This window comes from Paenibacillus sp. J31R30 (genome assembly GCF_059692115.1).
Window position 1 is genome coordinate 1,162,189 of the sequence record NZ_JCAUAV010000002.1, and the last position, 22,487, is coordinate 1,184,675.

General features: G+C 42.4%; 18 protein-coding genes and 1 pseudogene. 18 read left to right on the forward strand and 1 reads right to left on the reverse strand.

Annotation, left to right across the window (positions count from 1 at the left end):
- Positions 1 to 90: 90 nt before the first annotated feature.
- The 6 genes and pseudogenes from AC58QO_RS10845 to AC58QO_RS10870 all read left to right on the forward strand — a co-directional run bounded on the left by AC58QO_RS10845 (position 91) and on the right by AC58QO_RS10870 (position 6,202).
- On the forward strand, positions 91 to 1,521 hold the full coding sequence (locus tag AC58QO_RS10845) for a spore germination protein (RefSeq protein WP_497265302.1): 1,431 nt from the start codon (positions 91 to 93) through the stop codon (positions 1,519 to 1,521).
- The gene (locus AC58QO_RS10850) at positions 1,518 to 2,609 is read left to right on the forward strand and encodes a GerAB/ArcD/ProY family transporter (protein WP_497265303.1); all 1,092 of its coding nucleotides are present in this window, start codon (positions 1,518 to 1,520) and stop codon (positions 2,607 to 2,609) included. The genes AC58QO_RS10845 and AC58QO_RS10850 overlap by 4 nt, the downstream gene beginning before the upstream one ends.
- Positions 2,610 to 2,612: 3 nt before the next feature.
- Positions 2,613 to 3,719 (forward strand): Ger(x)C family spore germination protein, encoded by a 1,107-nt coding sequence (locus AC58QO_RS10855; RefSeq protein WP_497265304.1) that lies wholly within the window; start codon positions 2,613 to 2,615, stop codon positions 3,717 to 3,719.
- A 306-nt stretch (positions 3,720 to 4,025) separates the two neighbouring features.
- A complete protein-coding gene (locus tag AC58QO_RS10860) occupies positions 4,026 to 4,508 on the forward strand; it encodes an LURP-one-related/scramblase family protein (RefSeq protein WP_497265305.1) in 483 nt (160 codons plus the stop codon).
- A 6-nt stretch (positions 4,509 to 4,514) separates the two neighbouring features.
- A pseudogene (locus tag AC58QO_RS10865) lies at positions 4,515 to 5,178 on the forward strand (pyridoxamine 5'-phosphate oxidase family protein).
- A gap of 106 nt (positions 5,179 to 5,284) precedes the next feature.
- Positions 5,285 to 6,202 (forward strand): aldo/keto reductase, encoded by a 918-nt coding sequence (locus AC58QO_RS10870; protein WP_497265306.1) that lies wholly within the window; start codon positions 5,285 to 5,287, stop codon positions 6,200 to 6,202.
- 46 nt (positions 6,203 to 6,248) lie between these two features.
- Here the strand turns inward: AC58QO_RS10870 and AC58QO_RS10875 are convergent, their stop codons facing one another.
- Positions 6,249 to 7,187: a hypothetical protein gene (locus AC58QO_RS10875; protein ID WP_497265307.1), complete on the reverse strand. Its 939-nt coding sequence runs from the start codon at positions 7,185 to 7,187 to the stop codon at positions 6,249 to 6,251.
- 147 nt (positions 7,188 to 7,334) lie between these two features.
- Between AC58QO_RS10875 and AC58QO_RS10880 the strand changes: the two genes are divergently transcribed.
- From AC58QO_RS10880 to AC58QO_RS10935, 12 genes are all read left to right on the forward strand, one after another.
- Positions 7,335 to 8,294, forward strand: coding sequence for a hypothetical protein (locus AC58QO_RS10880; protein WP_497265308.1), 960 nt, complete (start codon positions 7,335 to 7,337; stop codon positions 8,292 to 8,294).
- A 101-nt stretch (positions 8,295 to 8,395) separates the two neighbouring features.
- The gene (locus AC58QO_RS10885; protein ID WP_497265309.1) at positions 8,396 to 10,150 is read left to right on the forward strand and encodes a sensor histidine kinase; all 1,755 of its coding nucleotides are present in this window, start codon (positions 8,396 to 8,398) and stop codon (positions 10,148 to 10,150) included.
- Positions 10,151 to 10,222: 72 nt separating this feature from the next.
- Positions 10,223 to 10,432 (forward strand): alpha/beta-type small acid-soluble spore protein, encoded by a 210-nt coding sequence (locus tag AC58QO_RS10890; RefSeq protein WP_497265310.1) that lies wholly within the window; start codon positions 10,223 to 10,225, stop codon positions 10,430 to 10,432.
- 143 nt (positions 10,433 to 10,575) lie between these two features.
- The gene (locus AC58QO_RS10895; protein ID WP_497265311.1) at positions 10,576 to 11,343 is read left to right on the forward strand and encodes a sugar phosphate isomerase/epimerase family protein; all 768 of its coding nucleotides are present in this window, start codon (positions 10,576 to 10,578) and stop codon (positions 11,341 to 11,343) included.
- A 163-nt stretch (positions 11,344 to 11,506) separates the two neighbouring features.
- Positions 11,507 to 11,953 carry a chemotaxis protein CheX gene (locus AC58QO_RS10900; RefSeq protein ID WP_497265312.1) on the forward strand — a complete coding sequence of 149 codons (447 nt, stop codon included), beginning with the start codon at positions 11,507 to 11,509 and terminating at the stop codon, positions 11,951 to 11,953.
- 18 nt (positions 11,954 to 11,971) lie between these two features.
- On the forward strand, positions 11,972 to 12,328 hold the full coding sequence (locus AC58QO_RS10905; protein WP_497265313.1) for a response regulator: 357 nt from the start codon (positions 11,972 to 11,974) through the stop codon (positions 12,326 to 12,328).
- Positions 12,329 to 12,650: 322 nt separating this feature from the next.
- Positions 12,651 to 12,980: a hypothetical protein gene (locus AC58QO_RS10910; RefSeq protein ID WP_497265314.1), complete on the forward strand. Its 330-nt coding sequence runs from the start codon at positions 12,651 to 12,653 to the stop codon at positions 12,978 to 12,980.
- Positions 12,981 to 13,075: 95 nt separating this feature from the next.
- A complete protein-coding gene (locus tag AC58QO_RS10915; RefSeq protein WP_497265315.1) occupies positions 13,076 to 14,650 on the forward strand; it encodes a methyl-accepting chemotaxis protein in 1,575 nt (524 codons plus the stop codon).
- 16 nt (positions 14,651 to 14,666) lie between these two features.
- On the forward strand, positions 14,667 to 15,110 hold the full coding sequence (locus AC58QO_RS10920; protein WP_497265316.1) for a chemotaxis protein CheW: 444 nt from the start codon (positions 14,667 to 14,669) through the stop codon (positions 15,108 to 15,110).
- Complete coding sequence (locus AC58QO_RS10925) at positions 15,103 to 17,595, forward strand: chemotaxis protein CheW (RefSeq protein ID WP_497265317.1); 2,493 nt, start codon at positions 15,103 to 15,105, stop codon at positions 17,593 to 17,595. The genes AC58QO_RS10920 and AC58QO_RS10925 overlap by 8 nt, the downstream gene beginning before the upstream one ends.
- A gap of 16 nt (positions 17,596 to 17,611) precedes the next feature.
- A complete protein-coding gene (locus AC58QO_RS10930) occupies positions 17,612 to 19,786 on the forward strand; it encodes an EAL domain-containing protein (protein WP_497265318.1) in 2,175 nt (724 codons plus the stop codon).
- A gap of 328 nt (positions 19,787 to 20,114) precedes the next feature.
- Positions 20,115 to 22,367, forward strand: coding sequence for a right-handed parallel beta-helix repeat-containing protein (locus tag AC58QO_RS10935; RefSeq protein ID WP_497265319.1), 2,253 nt, complete (start codon positions 20,115 to 20,117; stop codon positions 22,365 to 22,367).
- Positions 22,368 to 22,487: the final 120 nt, after the last annotated feature.

The following is a 22,487-nucleotide window of genomic DNA, read 5'->3' on the forward strand; positions in this document are numbered from 1 at the left end:
TTTGCATAAGTAGCAAGTTACTTTGCCATTCAAAACGAATAGTCACACAACAATTGGATAAAATAACCTGTGAAACTGGGGGGATTGCAATTGGCACAAATCACAGATATCCAAATGGGGCAGGGGTTGGAAAATGATTTGCAACAGATCCAAGCCATTTGCACCATGCAAGACTTCCAAGTCAGAAGGATGCATAACGTGTATGGCTGCTACATCGATTCTTTGGTATCTAGAGAAGAAATAGATAAGAAAATTTGGCAATTTATACACAGTGAGGCAGAGACACGTGAGGAGATTCTTTTGATCAGCGAAAGCTATGAGAAGAAGGAATTACCCGATTTGTCATCTTGTATTGAGAAAATCTTGGATGGTTGGACAGTTCTGCTGTTTGAACAAGGCCATCCAATTGGAATAAATACCTACAAAGTGGACCAACGTCCAATATCCACATCGTTGAATGAGAACACGATCCAAGGTTCTCAAGAAAACTTTGTGGAATCCTATAATACGAACGTGAGTGTTATCAGGAAAAATATTAAGTCAACTAAGCTGCAATTGGAGAAATTGCAAATTGGAGAACATTCCCAAACGACGATTGCCATCATGTGGATGGACGGATATGCGGAGGAGTCACAGGTTTCGGAGTTCAGAAGCCGTATTGAACAAGTTGATGTTGATGTGATTGATAGTGCAGTTCTGACGGAAAGTATCTCGGATCAACCTTACGCCGTATTTCCAACTTATGTGACCACGTCATTACCGCAAAAAGCCATCTCCAGCTTAATGCAAGGGAAAATCCTTGCGATTGTGGATGGTTCTCCTCAAGTAGTCGTTGCACCAAGCACCTTTTGGGACTTTTTAGACGAGCCTGACGATTACGCTAGTAGTTGGTTTTTTAATACAATCATTCGTGTTCTGCGGCTGTTCTCTCTGGTGTTAGCCATTATGGCTACGCCTATTTACGTATATGTAACAACATTTCATTATCAACTACTACCTTTGAATTTAGTGATTCCAATGCTGGAGCAACGTTCCAAGATACCTAATTCCCCCTTATGGGAGGCTTTCATCATAACCTTGATTTTAGATCTGCTGCGGGAAGCCGTGGCGCGATTACCTGTCAAAATCGGGCAGACGATTGGTATCGTTGGAGGTATTGTGATTGGACAGGCAGCGGTAGAAGCTCACATGACGAGTTATTACTTGATCATCTTAGCCTCTGCGGCAGCCGTAGCGTCCTTTACGATTCCAGCTTACATGATGACGAATTCGTTTTGGGCAATTCGCTATGGAATGCTGCTCCTCTCTGGTATCAGTGGACTATTAGGGGCATTCGTTGTTTTCTCCATGATTATGATTCATATGCTTAATCTTAAATCATTAGGGACTCCTTATCTGTATCCATTGGCGCCTTTAAGGGTGATACAACTGAAGTCCATCTTGTTTCGATTTCCTAGAATTTACTTCAACCCTATGTCTAAACATGCCCATCCCGATCAGAAAAGAGAGAATAATGAATGAAGTGGTCAAACCAGAAAGCAGAGTTGAAAGTAGATAAAAGCACGCTTTTTTTTGTGATGATTACTGTGCAATTTGGATTTGGAATCTTTCATTTGCCAGCTATATTGGCAAGCGATGTCGATAATGAGGGCTGGCTGATAATTGCCTTCACGTCTTTCTTGATTCAGCTATTTATTTATTTGGCTATTGTTACGATTAGACGAAATAGCGATATGCACTGGTTTGACATTGGAAGAAAGTTATTTGGGAGAGTGGGAGGTAAGCTATTCGCGGCTGTATTTGTTCTCTATTTCTTTTTCTTCTCGGTCATCCTAATGAGACATTATTTAGGTCTCCTTCATGATTACTTGTTTCCAAGAACATCAAACCTATTTTTATGCATGCTTCTTATCATACCGATTCTGTACTTGTTAGCTGGAGGAATATCCATCATTTCTCGATTTACCATCATCGTTTTTATAACGGGTATTTGGATCATATTTCCTTCGATTCAGCCAACAAAGGCCATTGAACCGGTCTTTTTAATGCCAATCATGTACTTGGGTGGACCGAGCTATTTACATGCAATGTACAATATTGGTTCCTCACTTCTTGGCATGAGTGTCTTCCTGTTTCTATTTCCCTTAATTAATGATAAATCCAAAGCCTTTGTCCATATTTCATACGGGCACTGGACGGTAACCTTGGTCTATGTCTTAATCAATTTGATCGTAACGGGAACGATAGGCTATGAATTTGCCAGGGAGAACTTCTATCCTGCCCTTAATATATTTCAGGTTTCAGAATTTGCCATTTTTGAAAGACCCGAAATTATTCTTGTGGCTCAGTGGTCCCTCGCGATCATCATATTGACAGCTATGTACCTCTGGATTTCCGAGCTTGGTATTCGATTTATGAGTCCCCAAATAAAGGCGAAGCTCCCCGTCATTCTCTCTGTTGGATTGATATGCGGTGTACTCATTCTACCTAGGGAATACATAAGCTTAGAACCCTATTATCAGATGATGCAAGGAATAGGCGTTTGTTTAATTTATTCAACGATCCTATTGCTTTGGTTTCTTACCATCATCCGAAAGGTGGGGAAGTAACGAGTGTTAGTAAGAATTGCCGTTGTCATGGGATTTTTACTCGTATTAGTCGGATGTGGAACAGCTGGAACAGCTGTTGATAAGAAGATTATCGACGATCAATCGCTTATTTTAGCTATGGCTTTTGATCAATCAGAAGCCAAGAAGATAACGGTTACGAGCAGCTTGCCTAATCCTGTATATGGCGCTCAAGAAAAAGTGGAAGTCATAAGCGCAAATATAAAAGGTATGAATGATGCATGGGAGCAGTTTCGTTTGAAGTCAGGTAAGTATGGTGTGGTTGCCGGTCAATGTAAGCTCATTCTAATCAGTGAGGACTTGGCTAAATCGGGTATTACGCCGATTATTACGCCACTTTTTGGGGATCCCAGTGTTAATCCTACTTTGTATGTGGTTGTTACCAAAGGAAAAGCCTCAGCTTATTTGGAAGCTAGCTTCAAAGATAAAATGATTACACCGATGTATCTGTATGGTTTAATTTTATCGGAAGAAAGACCTCCTAAATCGGGAGGTGCCCGGTTAAATACCATCATGGCAGAGAGGCATGTGACTGGGGTAGATGCGGTTGTGCCCATTCTTCAATTAAATGAGAAGGACATCAACATAGCAGGTTTGGCTGTGATCCGGGATGGGAAAATGGTGGGGTCAATCGAGAAATCGTTGATTCCCTATTATTATTTACTCAGGGGAGTCAATTATAACAATAGCATGACCATGTATGTAAACTCAGAAGATAAAGAGGAGTTAACAAGTATCTCTTATGTACAGAATAAACGTACCTTAAATTTTGATCCCCAAAAACCGGATCATGTCCGCTTTGATATTAAGGTCAGAGGACAACTATTTGAGCATAATGGGTATCAGCTAGACATTAAAGCGGATCTGGATACGGCCAAGAAAAAAATGGAAACGTATATTAAAAAGCATTGTGAAAAAGTCATACTTCAACTTCAGGATATGGAAGCAGATCCAATTGGATTAGGGTTATTCTATAGGGCTAGGTTTGCACCGAAAACCTGGACGGAGCCATGGTGGCGAACGCAATATGCGAAGATGCAATTTGACTTTGATATCGCCGTCCAAGTCAACGAAATCGGCTTACTGAAATAATGAAAAATGGAAAGTAGGAGGACGATGAACAATTGGTTATTTAACCATATTTTATTGAGTAAATATTTTTGGTTGGCTATGGTTGGAATTATCATATCGCTGGGAATTGGATTCGCACATCTTCTTAACAGACGATTAGAGAAACAAATAAAAAGGCTTTTAGATGATTGAAAAAATATGGATAGAGCAGTGACAACGCCGAAGGAGGGTTCATGAAGAACCTTCCTTTTTTGGCATGTTCGACTGGAAAAAAGAGTAACTATTACCACCTCTTTAGCGTATCTATTCTAGAGGGAGGCGAACAAAATGAATCTATACTTTCGGGATAAATTTTTTAGTGCGGGTGAAACGGAGATTCTGGGCGAGAAGGAAGAAAACGTCGGTCGTCTTGATTTGAAGAGCACTTTTGGCTCTGCGATCGATGTGTATGGACAGAACGGCCAGTTGCTGTGCAGAGGAAGCTTTCCGTTTTTCTCAGGAAAATGGGAGGTTACCGATGTCGACGGCGAGGTGTTAGGCGTGTTGCGAAGCAGATTTGCCTTTTTCACCAAGAAATTCACATATGAAACTGAAGGTCGAGGCAGCTACGAGATCATCTCTCCTGCATTTTCAAAGGAATATGAAATCGCTGATGAATCATCCGGTGCGATGGTTGCTCGTTTCGAACAAGTAAACGGCTGGTTTTCTTCTGGTGCATTCCTACTGAGTAATCAATCTGCACAGTTAGATACCTATGAGCTTGTGGCTGTAAGTCATGGGTATGCACGCGATTCAGAAAAGGCAGCGTAATTCAACATGAATAAGGAGGAGGCAGAGATTAGTGTGCAATTGATTGATAATAAGGAGTTCATCACTTCCGAAGATGAGCTTCGATCCATTCTCGGCTACCCAAGTGCACTTGTTGAAAATAAGGTTATTTCCCATATAGATCAACATTGCAGGGAGTTTATTTCTAAGTCACCTTTCATATTTATTTCAACCTCTGATGCTGCAGGTAAATGTGATGTATCGCCACGAGGGGATTCGGCTGGATTCGTGCAAGTCATTGATGACCAATATCTAGTAATTCCAGATCGGCCAGGGAATAAGAAAATAGATTCCTTTCGAAATATCATTTCCAATCCGCAGATTGGAATGGTATTTCTAATTCCAGGATTAGGAGAAACCTTACGAATAAATGGTCGTGCTTTTATCACGAAAGATCAAAAGTTGTTGCAAACAATGAGTGTTAATGGCGTTTCTCCATTTACTAGGAATCGTTGTGGCTGTTGAAGAGTGTTTTCTCCATTGTGCCAAAGCTTTTAAGCGTTCAAGGATATGGGATCATACAACTTGGCTGCCTAAGAATAATTTGCCTTCCCCTTCTCAAATCATATCTGATCATGCAAAACTTGAAGGTATGACCGCTGAGGTCATTGCAGCTCGATTAGCTGAAGGATATGCCAAGAGGCTCTATTAGTCATTCTCCGCAATTCTTGAATATGACTAGGCAATGTGTGACAATGGTAGAGGTACACAATAGAACTTACAAAGTGAAAGAGCCTTGAAGGAGGATTTATCTTATTATGAAAACGATGAAGCTGGGAACCAGCACATTAGAAGTTCCTGTGATTGCAGTAGGTTGTATGAGAATTAACTCGTTGGACAAGATCGAGGCTGAACGTTTCGTCCAAGGGGCCATGGATATAGGGGCCAATTTCTTTGACCATGCGGATATTTACGGTGGTGGTACTTGTGAGGAAATTTTCGCTGATGCTATCCATATGAATGATGATGTACGCGAAAAGATCATTCTGCAATCCAAATGCGGTATTCGCAAAGGAATGTTCGACTTCTCCAAAGAGCATATTTTGGAATCCGTGGACAACATTTTGAAAAGGCTCAAAACGGATTACTTAGATATTTTACTTTTGCACCGCCCAGATGCTTTAGTGGAGCCCGATGAGGTCGCTGAAGCGTTTGATCTACTGGAAAGCACGGGGAAAGTCAGACACTTTGGTGTTTCCAATCAGACTCCCCTACAAATTCAACTATTGAAGAAATCAGTGAAGCAGCCGCTTGTAGCGAATCAATTGCAATTAAGCATCACCAACGCTACGATGATTTCGAATGGTATGAATGTGAATATGCTGAATGATTCTGCAGTTGACCGTGATGGCGGCATTCTTGATTATTGCCGTTTGAACGATATCACGATACAACCTTGGTCGCCTTTCCAGTACGGATTCTTCGAAGGCGTATTTCTTGGCAACGAGAAGTTCCCCGAATTGAATCTCAAGATTGATGAAATCGCGGCGAAATATGAAGTGTCCAATACGACAATTGCAATTGCATGGATTTTGCGTCATCCGGCACGGATGCAGCCAGTTACAGGAACAATGAATATCAATCGATTGATCGATTGCGCTAAAGCCGGCGATATTCAGTTGACTCGTCAGGAATGGTACGAAATTTATCGTGCGGCAGGGAATGTGCTGCCATAGAGCTAGACATACAAAGAAGAAGCCCGATAGGTGGGCTTCTTCTTTTCTATTTCACATACATAGGCGACTGATTGGCAATCGCCTCAAGTACCGTTCGCACGTATTCATCAATACTAAACCATCTCGTATCGATGCTAACACTAGCTTTATTTTCAACCATGTCAATGGCTTCTCTTGGATTCAGCAGATCATATCTCGGGTTGTACATTTCGGTGAATGGAGGCAGATCAGGTCGTCCCTTGGGAGCAATCGGTGTGGCGCCTAAGAGCTGCGCTTCATAGAGAGCCAAGGTGAGACTACCGCCAATCGTGACGGATACAGCAGCAGTTGCCTTCGATAAGAGTTGATAATATTCAGCATGCGGGAGTCTGCCCACTTCAATGCCTAACTCTTTCCACATCGCGACTGGATAATGAGACAGCGGCGTAATCGGCGATGCGATAACCACTCTGTAGCCTAGCTCCATAAATTCAAACGACAAGCGTACAGAAAGGTAAGGTTGATAGAATTCATTCATTCGACCTGGGAATACAATGAGCTTCTCGCGTTCATTCGAAGCTGTAATTCCGTTCAAGGTCGCATTCACATAGTCATGGTCATAGGGAAAGCCTGCTGCGATGACTTCGACTTGTGATCCTGGAGGCAGGCAGCGTTTCCCCCACGGTACCATGCTTGGATTGGTATAGAAAATGGCTTTCAAGGATGGATGTTGAAAGATCCATAACGAATCTAAATCTAGTACATTGGTGAAGGGATTCCAGACATCATGCTCTTGAATATAAAGCTGCTCAGGAACAGGATCTGCTTCTTTAATTAGATCAAATAACGTGTATCGTGTTATTAAGACTGGATGTTGAGGGTCTGTGGGTAGATCAGAGGAAAAGGTATACGGAACTCCCGCGGAATCAAGTCCTTTTCTTAAACCACTGAGATAATTGGGATACCACGCTGTTTGATCTTTGTCGTCCACGAGTACATGTAACATAATGATAAGGCCTCCATCCGGGGGATGTAATCTTTTCTTGAACAGGTATATGCAAAATATATCATATTTTGTCGGAAAGAGCATATCTTACATCAAGTGTTATGTGGTATAGTAAAGAATAGTAAACGCAGGACGGGGCAGAAGCAAATGATAGCTGCAAAAGAATACATATTTAACGAATCGGGCAGTGTCCATCACGCCATTCCACATGAACGAGAAGTTATCTATGTGGGTCGCAATGGTCAACAGGTGGAACGGATCCGAGTATGTTTAGATGATCAAATAACCAGCTATATTTATAAGCCCTTAACGAACTATCCTTCGATGGGAAGAGAACTGTGGGTGCAAGAAAATATTAGCTTCCGAATTCCCAAGGTGCATATGCCCAAGATCTCTTATTTTTCAAGCGCGAAGGAGCCCGAGAACTATTGGATCGTCTTCGAAGATCTTGGTGAGTTAACTCATACGTTTAGCATGGATATCATGAAAAAAACAGCAGCCTACATGCCCCATTGGCATCTCTTGCCTACTCATCTTGTACCGAAAGAATTTAAAGGTCACACGCCGCACACCCAAGAGATTCAAGGTTTTATTCTGTCTATGGCTGAGCAAATGAAAGATGTACTTCGTAGTCTTGGATTTTCTTTAGCTAACATCGATTTTATTTACCGAGAAGTTATTCTCCAACCTCAAGTTGAATCCGAAACGGTTATTTCACATGGCGATTTATATCCGTTAAACATAGCAGAAGTAAATCAGAGTCTTTATATTTTCGACTGGGAATATATCCATAAGAATAGTGTGTTCTGGGATCTGTACACCTTGATGGACATCACCAGCCCCCAATATTGGAGACCAGCCATGCATCGGGCAGCACGCTTAGACATTCTGAACACATACATCTCTGTTCGTCATAGCATGGGTAAGCCAACCCCGATGAATTTTATAACAAATTATCACAGATATAGTGCCTTGCATGCGATATGGCTGCTTCTTTTAATTGAAGATGATCTGGTACAAGAAAAGTTCGCGAAATCGGCACTCGAGTTGCAAAAACAAGAAACAAGTGAGATTTTACGAAGCGTTCTAAGTCATCTGATGATCTAAACGCAAGATTATCCAATATCTGTGTCGAAATTAAACTGCAAAATTCGACAAAATTGCTTTATAATGAAGTAACTACATGAATTTTGAGGGAGATCGTAAGCATGTTTGCATCATTGGATAAATTCCCGCTTAAAACAATCTTAATCTTTTTAATCGCCATCATAAGTATGAATATTACGTATTTTCAACACTCCAAAATTCTGCTAAATAACCATCAACAAGAGAAAATCAATCTTGTAACTTCTACGATTTCGTCGGAGCTGGATAAACAGAATGAAGTCGAAGCTACATACGATGAGATGCTTGCTCATGATCTTAGAACAACTTCGTTAGTTATACAGAAGTCTTTGGATCCAGATTTTCATAATGTCACGAATGAGCAGCTCATTGAATTAAGTAATAAGCTGAATTTAGCCGGCATTACGTTATTTGAGCGAAGAGGCGATGATTTTATTGGCGTGAGATCTTCAGATCCCAAAGAAATCAATGTCAGTTCCAAGACGTGGGGCATTGTATATTCAGCGCAATTGCAATTAACCGACATGAAAACCGTTGATGTAGGTACGGGCTTAACGCTCGACCATTTTTGGAGCGGGCCCATAGATACAGCCTCTACAGATGAATCCAACATTAGAAAATGGGGGGAGTATTACGACGGGACCACCAATTATATTATTAATCCTTATGTAAACGTATCCAGTAGTCTTGCCCATTATCGGGAAAAAGTAGGCGTGGATGTCAGTATTCAGGAGCTACTAGACAATAACCAAGGAAATCTGCTGGAAATTGGCGTCTTGAATCCGGAGAAAATTTTCGATAAAGGACCTACACCTTATGATAGAGGTGGTTTTTATTCGGAAAGGCTCGTTGTCGGCGGTTCTTATGTGTATAGAGATGCTACGGAAGAGATGCGAATTCGAGAAGCCATCGATCACAATAAAACCGTTGTGTACAATGTCATGATTAATGGGAAAAATGTATTAAAAAGCTTTACACCGATTGTAACTTCCAATCTGAAGTACAAGAAGGATGATTTCACGAAAGTGGTCATGGTCGCAACCGATTACAGCCAAATTCAGAAAACATTAAATCAGCAATTTCGTGAAGTTTTCATCTTCATGAGCATTGTAACCGTGTTGGTTTGTCTAGTTATCATCGTTCTCTTCTCCATTACCCGGAAAAAGAATGAAGGAGCCGTTAAGACAGTTCAAGATGTCTACTTAGAGAACATCAATTCTATTGTTCAGTCGATTAAGGAACAGCGTCATGACATCATCAACCATATTACGACCATCTCGTGGATGATCAAATTAAAGAAATTTGAAAGCTTGCAAGAATATATCGATCCATTGATCCAGGAAGCTAAAATGATGGATAACAAAATTAAAGCTGTTGAAATTAATATTCCAGCATTAAGCGGAATTATCCAAGCCAAGCTAGCGCAATCCGAAGTGCATAACATTGACATGCAGGTTGAGTTCAAAAATATGGAAAACCTGCGACTGACGACGATTAAGACCACGGATCTGGTGCGCATCTTGAGTAATTTAATTGATAATGCGTTTGACGCGACGATCGAGCTTCCCGTCACGGAACGAAAAGTTACGATCGAAGGAACAGTTCAGGGCAACCAACTCATTATTAAGGTGCTGAATACCTGCAACCCGGTGAGTCCAGAGATTTCTACCAAAATATTTGAATCTGGGTTCTCCACCAAGTCAAATAAGAAAAATAAAGGTTTAGGACTTCATATCATCAAACAGTTAATTGAACGGTATAGAGGAAGCATTGATTTTACTATGCAAGAAGCTGGTGTTACGTTCGCAATCGTTATTCCATTAAAACACGAAAAATAAATATTTTGAATGTATAAGATTTCCTTACACTCCACATCATAAGAGTACACCACGAGAAGGAGTGATTTACGAATGGCTAACAACAACACATTGCTAGTTCCACAAGCTAAGGCCGCTTTAAATCAATTGAAGTATGAAGTTGCACAAGAGCTGGGAATTTCACTGCAACCGAATGGTTACAATGGAAATCTCTTGACTCGCGATGCGGGTTCAATCGGTGGTACAATCACGAAGCGGCTGGTTCAAATCGCTGAACAACAGCTGCAAGGCTTCAAACGCTAAAATATTTGGAAATAGTCGCAAGTACCAAAAGACTACAATCACTCTTCCTACTCGGGTGAATGCAGTCTTTTTTTCTTTACAATTCCAGCAGTTTGAGGAATCATGTAATTTAGGACTATTTCAAGGTGAGAGGAAATGTAATCATGATTTTACCAGGGATTGTATCGGTGACATTTCGTGACAAGACAGCAGAGGAGATTCTTCTAGCTAGCAGTGCCTGTGGATTGAAAGCGATTGAATGGTCGGAAAATGCGCATGTGCATCCTGGGGATGAAGAAGGAGCAGCGCAACTTTACCGAAGGACAATTGAGCATGGCATGCAGGTTGCAGCATATGGTTCGTATTTTAAGTTGTCTGAGCACGAGCATCCAGAGCTAACTTTTCGAGCGAGCCTGATTGCAGCGAAAGCTTTGCAGGCGCCGATCATTCGCGTATGGGCAGGGACACTTTCGTCTTCGGAAGCAAAATCTGACTATCGTGCGCGGCTTGCAAAGGAAGCCAAACTTATATCTGAAATGGCGGCAGGAGAAGGCATTCAAGTAGCATTAGAATGGCACAGGGGAACCTTAACAGATACGAATGAATCAGCTATGCAACTTCTTGATCAAGCAGATCATTCGAATCTGTACTGTTTGTGGCAGCCAACACCAGAGCTTACCGTGAAAGCTCGCTGTGAGGGACTTCGTGAATTAGCTGCACGAGAAAAGCTGTTAAACATACATACGTATTATTGGAATGGAAACGTACGCAGACCGTTTTCGGAGGGGATCAACGAGTGGCGCCAGTATCTCGCACAGATCGATACGCATGAAGCACGCTACATGCTTATGGAATTCGTGATGGATAGTACATTTGAACAATTGCGTTCAGATGCCATCGTGTTGAAGCAATTATTAGATGAATTATCCTAAATAAGTCATGTCCATGAACGGAGTACGCGAGCAGCGTGCTCCGTTTTGTCATATTCACATACATCCTTAACATTTAGGATTGAAGATAACTAACAATTATAGACTAAAGTGAATGTATCGATAATTACTACGGTTTCACGAGGGCTGAATAGGGGAGAGAAGTATGACACAGAACTTGCAAAATTTATTGCTCGATAGTGTTAGGGTTTCGATTGGCAACATGATTCCACAATCGTTAGATCAAGCTGAAGTAAATGCAAGCAATGAACCGATCAGCAAGGACGAAATTGGTGTCTCCATCAATTTTACGAACAGCGAATACAGTATGATTTTAGACGGACAGCGTGTCGTGTTTAGCCGCATGAGCGAAGCGATATTTGGGATGTACATGGAAGGGGAAATGCTCGATAGCTGTGTTAGTGAAATTGCTAACATTATTGCGGGCGGGACCACAACGATCTTAGGTGAGCAAGGTGTTTCTCTGGATATTACGACGCCATCTTTGCTGCAGGATAATTTTCATTTCAATGAACAAGCCAACAAGCTGACGTTGCCGATTTCGATTGATACGGTTGGCGATATCCGAGTGGTCTTACTTAAGGATCTTTGATAAGAGGAGTGATAGAAGATGGCGAAAATTTTAATCGTAGATGATGCAGCATTCATGCGAATGATGCTGAAGGATATTCTAACCAAAGGCGGTCACGACGTTATTGGTGAAGCGGAGAATGGTCTGGTTGCCGTACAGAAGTACCAGGAGCTCAAGCCGGATATTGTAACGATGGATATCACAATGCCGGAGATGGAAGGCGTAGAAGCCGTGAAAGAAATTAGGAAAAAGGATTCGAATGCCAAAATTGTCATGTGCTCTGCAATGGGGCAGCAAGGCATGGTCGTTCAAGCGATTCAAGCTGGAGCAAAAGATTTCATTGTAAAGCCATTTCAAGGCGATCGCGTATTGGATGCTATCCGCCGAGCCATATAACCCATAACCCAAACGCTCATCACCTTGCTTCTAAAAGCCAGAGGATGGGCGTTTCTTCATGTCATCGATCGCGTAGGTATAATGGCTCATTTATTCTCCAGCTTACATGAGTATAAAGATGTGATTGTTAAATTTACACGATAAAAAGTAGGTATTTTTTCGTCGTTTTTCCCAATAATTTGTCATAATCATTAGCTAATTATTAGCAAAAAACATGATTAGCTAAAATCCTAAACAGAAGTTTCACAACAATTACTAGATAAGATAAGAATGTATAAAAGTTACAAACAACTTTGATATGGAATTGCGAGGAACGACAACGATGAATCTAATCCACTACTATCGCGAGCAATTTCTCGAATTAGTATCACAATTCGAGCCTAATTGGGAGGAGGAACCATTTTATAGATTTGGTTTTCGATGGAATTCGTTTACAGCGAACATGTATAAAGAATCCTTCCAGATGACGCAAATGCAGGGTGAACCATTATACATCATGTATGCGATTGAACTGCCTGAGAGATACAAAAACACCAATATAAGTGAAGTTGTTAGAAATGTGTCCTCCTCCTACGAGCTATCGATGTACTTTTTTTCGGATAAAATTCTCCTAACGTCCTGTGTGTCCATTGAAAATTTGCAACAAACATAGTTAGGTTTTTTAAATCAAGCACGTGGGGAAATCATTGATCTTGTGTTCTCAGCCATTCAATTAAAAGATATGTAGCCAATTATTAGGGGGATTTAATGATGAAAGCAACAATTAAAACGAAATTATTAGCAGGCTTTATTCTCGTGCTAGCTCTAACGTTTACAGTTGGTTTAGTGGCTATTCTAAGTATGAACTCGATACAAAAGTCAGCTGTTAATGTGCAAGGGAATTGGCTTCCTAGTATTCTCAAAATTAATAAAATTCAAAATGACTTTAGTGAAGTTAGAGTCATGTATCATCAAATCATCATTGAGAATGAACCCGATAAAATTGCTTCCGTGCAAGCGAACATTTTAAAAAGCAAAGAAGCTGCTGTACAAGGATTGAAAAGCTATGCTGAATTCGTAAACTCGGCAGAAGAAAAGGCCATCTATGATGGTATCTTAGCCTCCATGACAACCTATATGAACCAAGCCGACACGATTATTCAACTGGCAAGTAAGAATGAAGATAAGCAAGCATACGATGTGATAACGCAAGTTCGACCAGTACGTACACAAGTATCAGATTTCTTCGACAAGTGGATTACTTATAATGACGTTGGCTCCAAGGCTGAGGTTAATACGGCTGTTGAGCAAAATAAATCCGGAACGACCATGATTCTTATTTTCGGTATATTGGCAATCATTATTGGCATTACTGTAGCGCTATATTTGTCTGGCACAATATCCAAAACGGTTCAGTCCCTGCTGGCTGTTGTAAGGAAAGCTTCGGAAGGTGACTTGAGAGAGAAAGCAACTACGAAATCGAAAGATGAGCTTGGGGCTTTAGCCGATTCATTTAACGACATGTTGGAAAACTTGCGCGTACTTATTAGCAGAACAGTATCATCCTCACAAAATGTAGCGGCAGCGGCGGAAGAGATTTCTGCAACCACAGAGCAAATTGCCAGAGGAAGCATGCATCAAGCGGAGTCAACCCAAACCGTAAACAGCCTATTTAAAGAGCTATCACTTGCCATTGATTCAGTAGCACAGAACGCAGAAGTCGTTGCTGAACTTTCCGAGCAAACGAGAAATGGCGCCAAAGAAGGCGGTATCGCGGTACAAGCGTCCATTAATTCCATGGGGAATGTTTCGAAGCAGATGTCTTTGCTAGAACAAGACGCACAAAAGATTGGCCAGATTATTGAGGTTATTGATGATATCGCAGACCAAACGAATCTATTAGCACTCAACGCAGCAATCGAAGCGGCAAGAGCAGGAGAGCAAGGCAGAGGCTTCGCAGTTGTGGCTGAGGAAGTAAGAAAGCTGGCAGAACGCAGCGGTGAAGCGACGAAGCAAATTGCTATCATTATTAAAGGCATGCAAACGAATACGGATTTGAGTGTCAAAGCAGTTTCAGAAGCAGCTGATCTATCGGAACGCACAGGGATTCAGTTCGATAATATCGTCCGCATGGTTGCGAATACAGCACAGCAAGTAACCGAAATTGCTGCCGCTAGCGAGCAACAGTCCGCTCAATCGGAAGAAGTCCTAAGCTTTATTCAAAATATTGCTTCTGTCAGCCAAGAGTCTGCAGCGGCTGCAGAAGAAACGGCGAGCTCTTCCCATTCATTAGCTTCATTAGCAGATGATTTGAATCAATCTGTTTCGAATTTCAAAGTGTGAGAGGGCAGGGTTGAACATGACAACGACGGTAACTCCTTTATATGTTGAATGTCAAATCCAACACGAGCAATACGCGTTCTCTATCTCGTATATCCAAGAAATCATAAAGATGCATGAGATTACGGTGCTTCCGGGGAATAAGAAGAATTTACGTGGTGTCATTAATTTGCGCGGCATCATCATTCCAATCTATTGTTTACGTTCCATGCTGCAAATTAGACCGATTGTGGATACGAAGCATACGCGCATAATGATCGTACATCTCGCTGGTAAAACACTGGGTCTAGTTGTAGATTGTGTCAGCCGAGTGGTTGGGTTCACGGAAGTAAAGCCTGTTTCAGAGGAATTTGGTCAACAGGGCAGCATTTTTCTACAAGCTATTGGTGAAATTGACGGCAGCTTCGTAGGGATATTGGATATTCAAGAGCTTTTTCTCCAGGAGGTGAGAGGCAATGAGTGATTTTCAAATGGAAGTATACATGGGTGTATTTCTGGATGAATTGAGTGAACAGCTGCTTCTCCTGGATAAAAGTTTACTAGAGCTTGAGGAGAACGGAAGTAAGCCAGAAACGATTCAAACGATATTTCGGATTGCTCATACACTCAAAGGCTCCGCAGCTGCTATGGGGTTTGAGAAGCTGAAAGAGATGATGCATAAACTGGAAAATATTTTTGATCACCTCCGCAACAATCGGATTCAAGTTACAACTGAACTCATGAATGTATTGTTCCAAAGTATTGATTATATGAAGCAACAGAGAGAATTGTTTTTAAAAGGCAATTATGAAGAGCAAGCCGTGGAACATTTGGTAGTCATTCTGGAGCAGTTGTCGCATCCAGATCGCACGGCTCCCGTTGCTGCACCAGTGGTTGTACCTACGATAATAACAGAGCCTACGTTAGTATCTGTTCGCATCTTAATTGAACCAGGATCCGTGATGAAGGCAGTCAGAGCGGTGCTTGTGCTTCGTGAACTGCAGGAACTGGGTGATGTCGTATCGACGCAGCCGAGCTTCAATGCCTCCAGTAAAGATGAGGATTTAGAAGCGCCTATTCATTTCCTAGTTTCAACGGAAATGGATTGCAACGTGATCCAAGAGAGAATCAATCGGATCTCGCAGTTGGCAGAGGTGATTGTAGGTCCATTTAATGGCCAACCTATGGATCAAGGAAGTGAATCTAATCGGCCTTCACAACAAGTGGCTGCAACTCCGAATGCTGACAATAAATCAGTGAAACAAGCACCTGTTGTCGTGAAAGAAGCAGCGGCTGTCTCTCATACGGTACGTGTCGATGTTCAGCGATTAGAGCACTTAATTAATCTTGTCGGAGAACTTCTTATCGATAATACGCGGCTCGTTGAAGTGAAGAAGCGTTTGCAGGAGAAGTATAAACAAGATTCAGATATTCATTTGCTCGAGGATATCACCCACCATTTAGGCAAAATCGTGAGCAATATGCGCGATGGCATGATGAAAACACGGATGATTCCTATAGAACAGCTTTTCAGCAGGTTCCCTCGTTTAATCAGAGATTTGTCGCAAACCGCTAATAAAGAGATTGCGTTGACGATCGAAGGGAAAGAAACGGAACTGGATCGTACATTGATTGAAGAAATCAGCGACCCACTGATTCATATCCTCCGCAATGCAGCAGACCATGGGTTAGAGAGCCCCGACGACCGAGAAGCAGCAGGAAAGCCTAGAAAAGGGCATATCCTGATGAAAGCCGCCCACGAAGAGAACTCCATTGTCATTACAGTCACAGATGATGGTCGCGGGATTGATCCAGAACGTATCCGCAAGAAAGCGGTGGATAAGGGGTTTATTACCGAGGACGAATCACTTCATATGACAGAGAAGGAAATCATTTCACTCATCTTCCACTCCGGGATGTCTACCGCTGAGCAGGTAACGGAATTATCAGGTAGAGGCGTAGGCATGGATATTGTTCGCTCGCATATAGAGAAGCTGAATGGTCTCATTGACATTGAGACAGCGATTGGCAAAGGGACGACAATTACGTTGAAATTGCCACTGACACTGGCGATTATTCGTTCGCTGCTTGTTCGTCAAGGTCAGCGGACCATAGCGGTTCCACTTTCGAACATCATAGAAATTTTCAGATATAACGAACAAGAAATTCAAATACTACACGGTCAAGAAATTTGCCATGTGCGTGGAGAAATTCTGCCCTTGCTCCGCTTGAACACGTTGCTTTCACCAGCGAACAGCATGAACGAAGAGACAACTAAGGTGAAGAAGTCGATACTTATGATCGGGATGGCGGAGAAGCGAGTATGCCTTGTAGTTGACCAATTAATTGCGAATCAAGAAATCGTGATCAAATCCTTAGACGATATCGTTGGACATATTCCGTATATTGCTGGAACAACCATTCTTGGAGATGGGTTGGTTGCCCTTATTTTGGACGTGAATGCGATCATGCAAAAATCCTCCTCAGGCCATGTACGATTTGGCATGAAGGATCGGGCGAATAAAGGCAAACATAACGCGAAGAGAGAACTAGTGACAATTCATTTCGATTCAGAGTGGTATGGCTTCCAACTAGAGCATGTGCAAGAAATATTGGCTATGCCGCCGATTACGAAGATTGCGGGGGCAGAGCACAATGTCCTTGGTATCATGAATATTAGAGATGAACTGCTGCTGGTTTATGATCTGCGAAGCAGTATGGGATTATCGACACAAGCATCCTCCAATTATTCTCGCGTTCTAATCGTACGGAATGAGGAACAGTCCATTGGGATCGCAGTTGATTCGGTTACCGAAATTGTAACCGTGTTTGAACACGAGATGGATGAACATATTACACAAAGTAAAGCCTCGCTATCTACGATTCGCAGTATATATAAGAAGGATGAGCGGCTTATCCAAGTTTTCGATCGGGAGCATTTACTCTCGCAGCTGAAGACGAATTCCTAAGAATCAGGTGACAAGTATGAGAACATTCCGTGTACTAATTGTCGATGACTCCATCGTAATGCGAAATATGATTGCCAAGCTCTTTGATCAAGATCCGCAATTTACGGTGGTAGGCTTCGCGGTTAATGGCGCTAATGCATTGGACAAAATCGTAGAACTACAGCCTGATCTGGTCACACTCGACATCGAGATGCCGGAGATGGATGGTTTAACGGCTTTGAATCAAATTATGACCTTTCATCCTGTGCCGGTTATTATGCTAAGCAGCTACACGGAAGAAGGCTCGAATGCAGCGATGAAAGCTCTGGAATACGGAGCAATGGATTTTTTTCAAAAGGAAACACTATTTCAAAAAACACGCAACACGCTTACGGAAGAAGAATTTCTCTTAAGATGCAAAACGGCGATGAGAAAGAAACTGTTTCTGCGTAACGATACCAGTATGCCTGGCAAGGAACAGTCCGTCAAAAGTCACATCGAGATGCTGACGTTTCTGCTGAAAATGGAAGAAGATCTGCTTCAATTCCAAGATGAGCTGCATCGAAAGATTAAACAACAAAACGGAATTTTAAAGAAATTTCGAAAAGAGCAGGATGAATTTATCTATTCCAGTTGGCAGGGCTCGCTGTTCGACCGGCTTGGCATCAAGGAGAATTATGCTGTAGGCAAAGCAATCCATGCAATTTTCCCTAGATATATGGCAGATCTCATGCTTCCATACTATGAATCTGCTTGGACTACGGATGAGGTTATTGATTTCGAAACCGAATGGCACGGCTACTATTTCTTGACGGTTCTTCGACCGATCAAGACCAATGGAGTTATTCGCGAAGTCATTTCATTAACGGTCGATATTACAGAGTCGCGAAGCATGGAGGAACGAATTCGCTATTTGGTTCACCATGATCCATTAACTGGACTTCCCAATCGACAAGTATTAACGAAATGGATTGAAGATGCTATGGCCCAGAAAGAGCGTTTCGCAGTTGTATTCGTTAATCTAGATCAGTTCAAGCTGGCTAATGAATCGTTAGGTCATGATGTTGGGGACCGCATACTTCAAGTTATTGCTCGGAGATTGAAGAATAGCTTTTTAATTCAAGACTTTCATGTTTTCCGTGTAGGCAGTGATGAATTTATCGGTTTAGTTAAGCATAAATCGAAATATGAGTTAGACCATTACACGGACAGTATCGTTCAGAGCATCAATCAACCTATTCGTATCCAGGAGCATGAAATCTATATTTCGCCTTCCATCGGGATTAGTCAGTTTCCAGAGGATGACCAAGACCCAGAAACACTGGTTCGTTACGCGGATATTGCTATGGATTATGCGAAGGAACTTGGCGGTAATCAAGTTCAATATTTCAGTCCTCAGATTTATGCCAAAATCGAACGTCGAATTAAAATAGAAAAACATCTGCGTAAAGCGCTCGAGAAGAATGAATTTATACTGATGTATCAGCCGCAGGTTGATGTTTTGGAGAATAAAATCGTCGGTTTTGAAAGCTTAATCCGCTGGGAAAGCCCGCAGCTTGGGCGTGTATCCCCTTTAGAATTTATTCCGATTGCCGAAGAAACCGGTCTCATCTATCCCATTGGCAGATGGGTGATCGAGGAGGCTTGTGCACAGAATAAGCGCTGGCAGAATCTAGGGTTACCGAAGGTGTCCATTGCCGTGAATTTGTCTTCGAAGCAGTTCTATGACAGGACACTGAATGAACAAATTTCTAGCATACTTCTGGCTACAGGACTTGAGCCACAGTATTTGGAGCTGGAGATTACAGAAAGTATGACGATGGATGTTCAAGTCGCGCTGGCGACATTAAATAGCTTTAGAAGTATGGGTTTACAGATCGCTATGGATGACTTTGGTACAGGCTACAGCTCATTGAGCTACTTGAAAGAATTCCCCATCAATCATTTGAAAATTGATCAATCCTTCGTGAAGGATATAGCCGTTAACCCAACCAATGCCGCCATTGTAAATACGATCATTGCGCTCGCTCGCAATCTCAAAATCAATGTGATTGCCGAAGGGGTAGAGAAAGAGGACGATTTACGATTACTGCAGGATTTTAATTGCAATACCGTGCAAGGGTATTTGTTTGGTAGACCAGTTGAGGCAAGCCAAGTACCTGAGATTTTTGCCAGTTTTGGCAGTAAGACTTCAGAAACGACTTCCTTATAACGAATAATGAAGCGCTGCGGATCACAGATCCGCGGTGTTATTGTGTTTGGAGTCAGGTGTGTGTAGAGGCTGCGCTGAATTCCTTAGAAAATGAAAGAAAATTGTTCATTTCCCCCTATGTTCTGCCTCGATTGTCAACTATACTGAACTCAAAATTGAATAAGCAGGCAAAAACAACAAGACAGTATTCACTAGCGAGGTGCCAAGCTGCGCTTAAACTAAGGGAGGGGATGTACCAAGTAGTTGGCAAGGCATGAGGGACAACGAGAGAAAGCTGCTTTTATTACTACAAAAAGTTAAGCGCTTACAATCTAAGGAGGCAATGATCATGCGATTAGTTTGGAGAAGAAAAAGCTTAGGAGCACTCATGGTTACAGTCATGATGCTGTTCACGATGATTGCGGTGTTTGTACCGGCAACCGCATTTGCTGCGAATACGACGTACTATGTTGACGCGGTTAACGGACTTGATACAAACAATGGCACAAGTACTGCAACAGCTTGGAAAACATTGACGAAAGTAAATAGCACAACGTTTCAGCCTGGCGATCGTATTTTATTTGAAGCCGGAAACACGTGGGTAGGTCAGTTGTATCCGAAAGGCTCGGGGACCTCAGGGAGCCCAATCATCATCGATCAGTACGGAACAGGCGCTAAACCAAAGTTTCAAGGTCAAGGCGCAGTCAAGGCAACGGTATATTTGTATAATCAGCAATATTGGGAAATTCACAATCTCGATATTAGTAACCAAACAACGGGTTCCGTCGGAGATCTTAGAGGCGTACATATTACTGGAGCGGATATCGGCACGCTAAATTATTTCCGGTTAGATGGCCTCAATGTTCACGATGTGAGTGGTGAAGTGAATTGGATTGGCGGCGATGTGGCCGATAATGCTACAGGCATCACCTTCCAAACCGGGTGGGATCGATCCAAGCGAACCGGCGGCATTGTGTTCGACATGTCAACGAATGTGCTTGCTCCTGCGGCAGCAACAGTAAAGAGTAAGTTCAACGATGTGGTCATTTCCAATAGCTCCATTAAGGACACTTCCTTTGGCGGCATCATTTTCAAGCAATATACGGGTGATGGAAAAGATAACAACGGAAATCCATCCGTTTCAGTTGGGTGGGGTGTTCGCAGCTCAGCTTCGGATACGAATTGGTACCCTTTTACGAATGTCACAATCAAGAATAACTTCATTAGCCAAGCCAACACGATCTATGGATGTAATGGTATTTATTTGACAGATACCAAAGGCGCGTTAATCGAGAGTAACGTGGTTGCGGCTGCGGGGACCTCGGGAATTGAAACCTATTACGCAGACGATGTCGTGATTCAGAAGAATGAGACCTATGGTGTGGTTAAAAAAGCCGGCGGCGCTGACTATAACGGCATCGATACGGACAAAGGAACGACGAAGCAGGTCGTCCAATACAATTACATACATGGCAATGGGGATGGGATACTGCTGTGTCAATTCAGCTTCGGTGACTCCATCATCCGATATAATGTGATTACAGGAAATTCGAGATATCAAATTTATCTCCATTCCGATTCTGCTGCGACCTCGCAAATTTATAATAATACGATCTACAATACCAATAGCACGTATTTGATTTATGGGTATGGGTCATATATTAATGCCAGCTACAATATTAGAAATAACATCTTAGATTCGACACAGAGCTCGGCTGTTCTAACGACAGGCGGAGGTATTGCTTATAATACGAATAGTTATTATGGGACTGGACTTACCGTTCCAGCAGGAGATGCCAATCCGAAAACGGGAGATCCGAAATTGGTGAGTCCTGGAACAGGCGGCACGGGAACAGAAGCGAGCGGGCCTGCCATGAGCACATTGGGCGGCTATAAGCTTCAAACAACTTCACCGATCATTAATCAAGGTGTAACCATATCCTCCAATGGCGGACTTGATTTCTGGGGAGATACCTTATACACAGGAGCAGCTGACATTGGTGCTGACGAAACAGCGGTAACGGGTGGAAGTACCGGTCCAACGTACTTGGTGAACGATACATTCGATGCCGTGACCACTGGCAGCGCCCCTACAGGCTGGACAATCGCCAACGGAACGAGTCCGAACGCAATTACGGTGCAAGCTGTACCAAGTGCAAGCGATAAGAGCGTGCAGCTCAGCAAGCCGACTGCATCGGCCAAAACCTCCATGTCCAAATCATTCGGAGCTACAAGCGGGACGATTACAATCGAAGCGAGAGTTAAACGAAGTGAAACAACGTCGTGGTGGTGCTTGCCTTACCTCTATGACAGCACTGGTGTCGTTGCTGAATCGATCGCCATGGATACGGGGAATATCAAAGCGAATGTCAATGGGACTTGGACGACAATTCAAGCATTCACAGCGAACACATGGTATGACTTCAAAGTTGTGTTAGATACTAATACAGATAAGTTTGATTTCTATGTCAACGGTTCATTGATGTTGTCCCAAGCTACAATGCGAGCAGCTGTCTCTAATGTGTCCAAGATCGAGTTCTATGCCGATAACTCACAAACAGGCACAACGAACGTTGATAATGTGAAAGTGTATACACCTTAACTAGACGTAACGAATTGATCTCGAACTTCCGTCACCGGAGGTTTCGGGATTTTTTTATGTGAAATAGTGAAAGAACTTCATTCATTGCGCAATGTAACTAACATGTGATGCCTTTTATAA

Bases quoted from the DNA above. Each gene is read 5' to 3' on its own strand.
- AC58QO_RS10850 (WP_497265303.1), top strand. From the start codon at position 1,518: ATGAAGTGGTCAAACCAGAAAGCAGAGTTGAAAGTAGATAAAAGCACG.
- AC58QO_RS10860 (WP_497265305.1), top strand. From the start codon at position 4,026: ATGAATCTATACTTTCGGGATAAATTTTTTAGTGCGGGTGAAACGGAG.
- AC58QO_RS10870 (WP_497265306.1), top strand. From the start codon at position 5,285: ATGAAAACGATGAAGCTGGGAACCAGCACATTAGAAGTTCCTGTGATT.
- AC58QO_RS10875 (WP_497265307.1), bottom strand. From the start codon at position 7,187: ATGTTACATGTACTCGTGGACGACAAAGATCAAACAGCGTGGTATCCC.
- AC58QO_RS10880 (WP_497265308.1), top strand. From the start codon at position 7,335: ATGATAGCTGCAAAAGAATACATATTTAACGAATCGGGCAGTGTCCAT.
- AC58QO_RS10885 (WP_497265309.1), top strand. From the start codon at position 8,396: ATGTTTGCATCATTGGATAAATTCCCGCTTAAAACAATCTTAATCTTT.
- AC58QO_RS10890 (WP_497265310.1), top strand. From the start codon at position 10,223: ATGGCTAACAACAACACATTGCTAGTTCCACAAGCTAAGGCCGCTTTA.
- AC58QO_RS10895 (WP_497265311.1), top strand. From the start codon at position 10,576: ATGATTTTACCAGGGATTGTATCGGTGACATTTCGTGACAAGACAGCA.
- AC58QO_RS10900 (WP_497265312.1), top strand. From the start codon at position 11,507: ATGACACAGAACTTGCAAAATTTATTGCTCGATAGTGTTAGGGTTTCG.
- AC58QO_RS10905 (WP_497265313.1), top strand. From the start codon at position 11,972: ATGGCGAAAATTTTAATCGTAGATGATGCAGCATTCATGCGAATGATG.
- AC58QO_RS10910 (WP_497265314.1), top strand. From the start codon at position 12,651: ATGAATCTAATCCACTACTATCGCGAGCAATTTCTCGAATTAGTATCA.
- AC58QO_RS10915 (WP_497265315.1), top strand. From the start codon at position 13,076: ATGATGAAAGCAACAATTAAAACGAAATTATTAGCAGGCTTTATTCTC.
- AC58QO_RS10920 (WP_497265316.1), top strand. From the start codon at position 14,667: ATGACAACGACGGTAACTCCTTTATATGTTGAATGTCAAATCCAACAC.
- AC58QO_RS10925 (WP_497265317.1), top strand. From the start codon at position 15,103: ATGAGTGATTTTCAAATGGAAGTATACATGGGTGTATTTCTGGATGAA.
- AC58QO_RS10930 (WP_497265318.1), top strand. From the start codon at position 17,612: ATGAGAACATTCCGTGTACTAATTGTCGATGACTCCATCGTAATGCGA.
- AC58QO_RS10935 (WP_497265319.1), top strand. From the start codon at position 20,115: ATGCGATTAGTTTGGAGAAGAAAAAGCTTAGGAGCACTCATGGTTACA.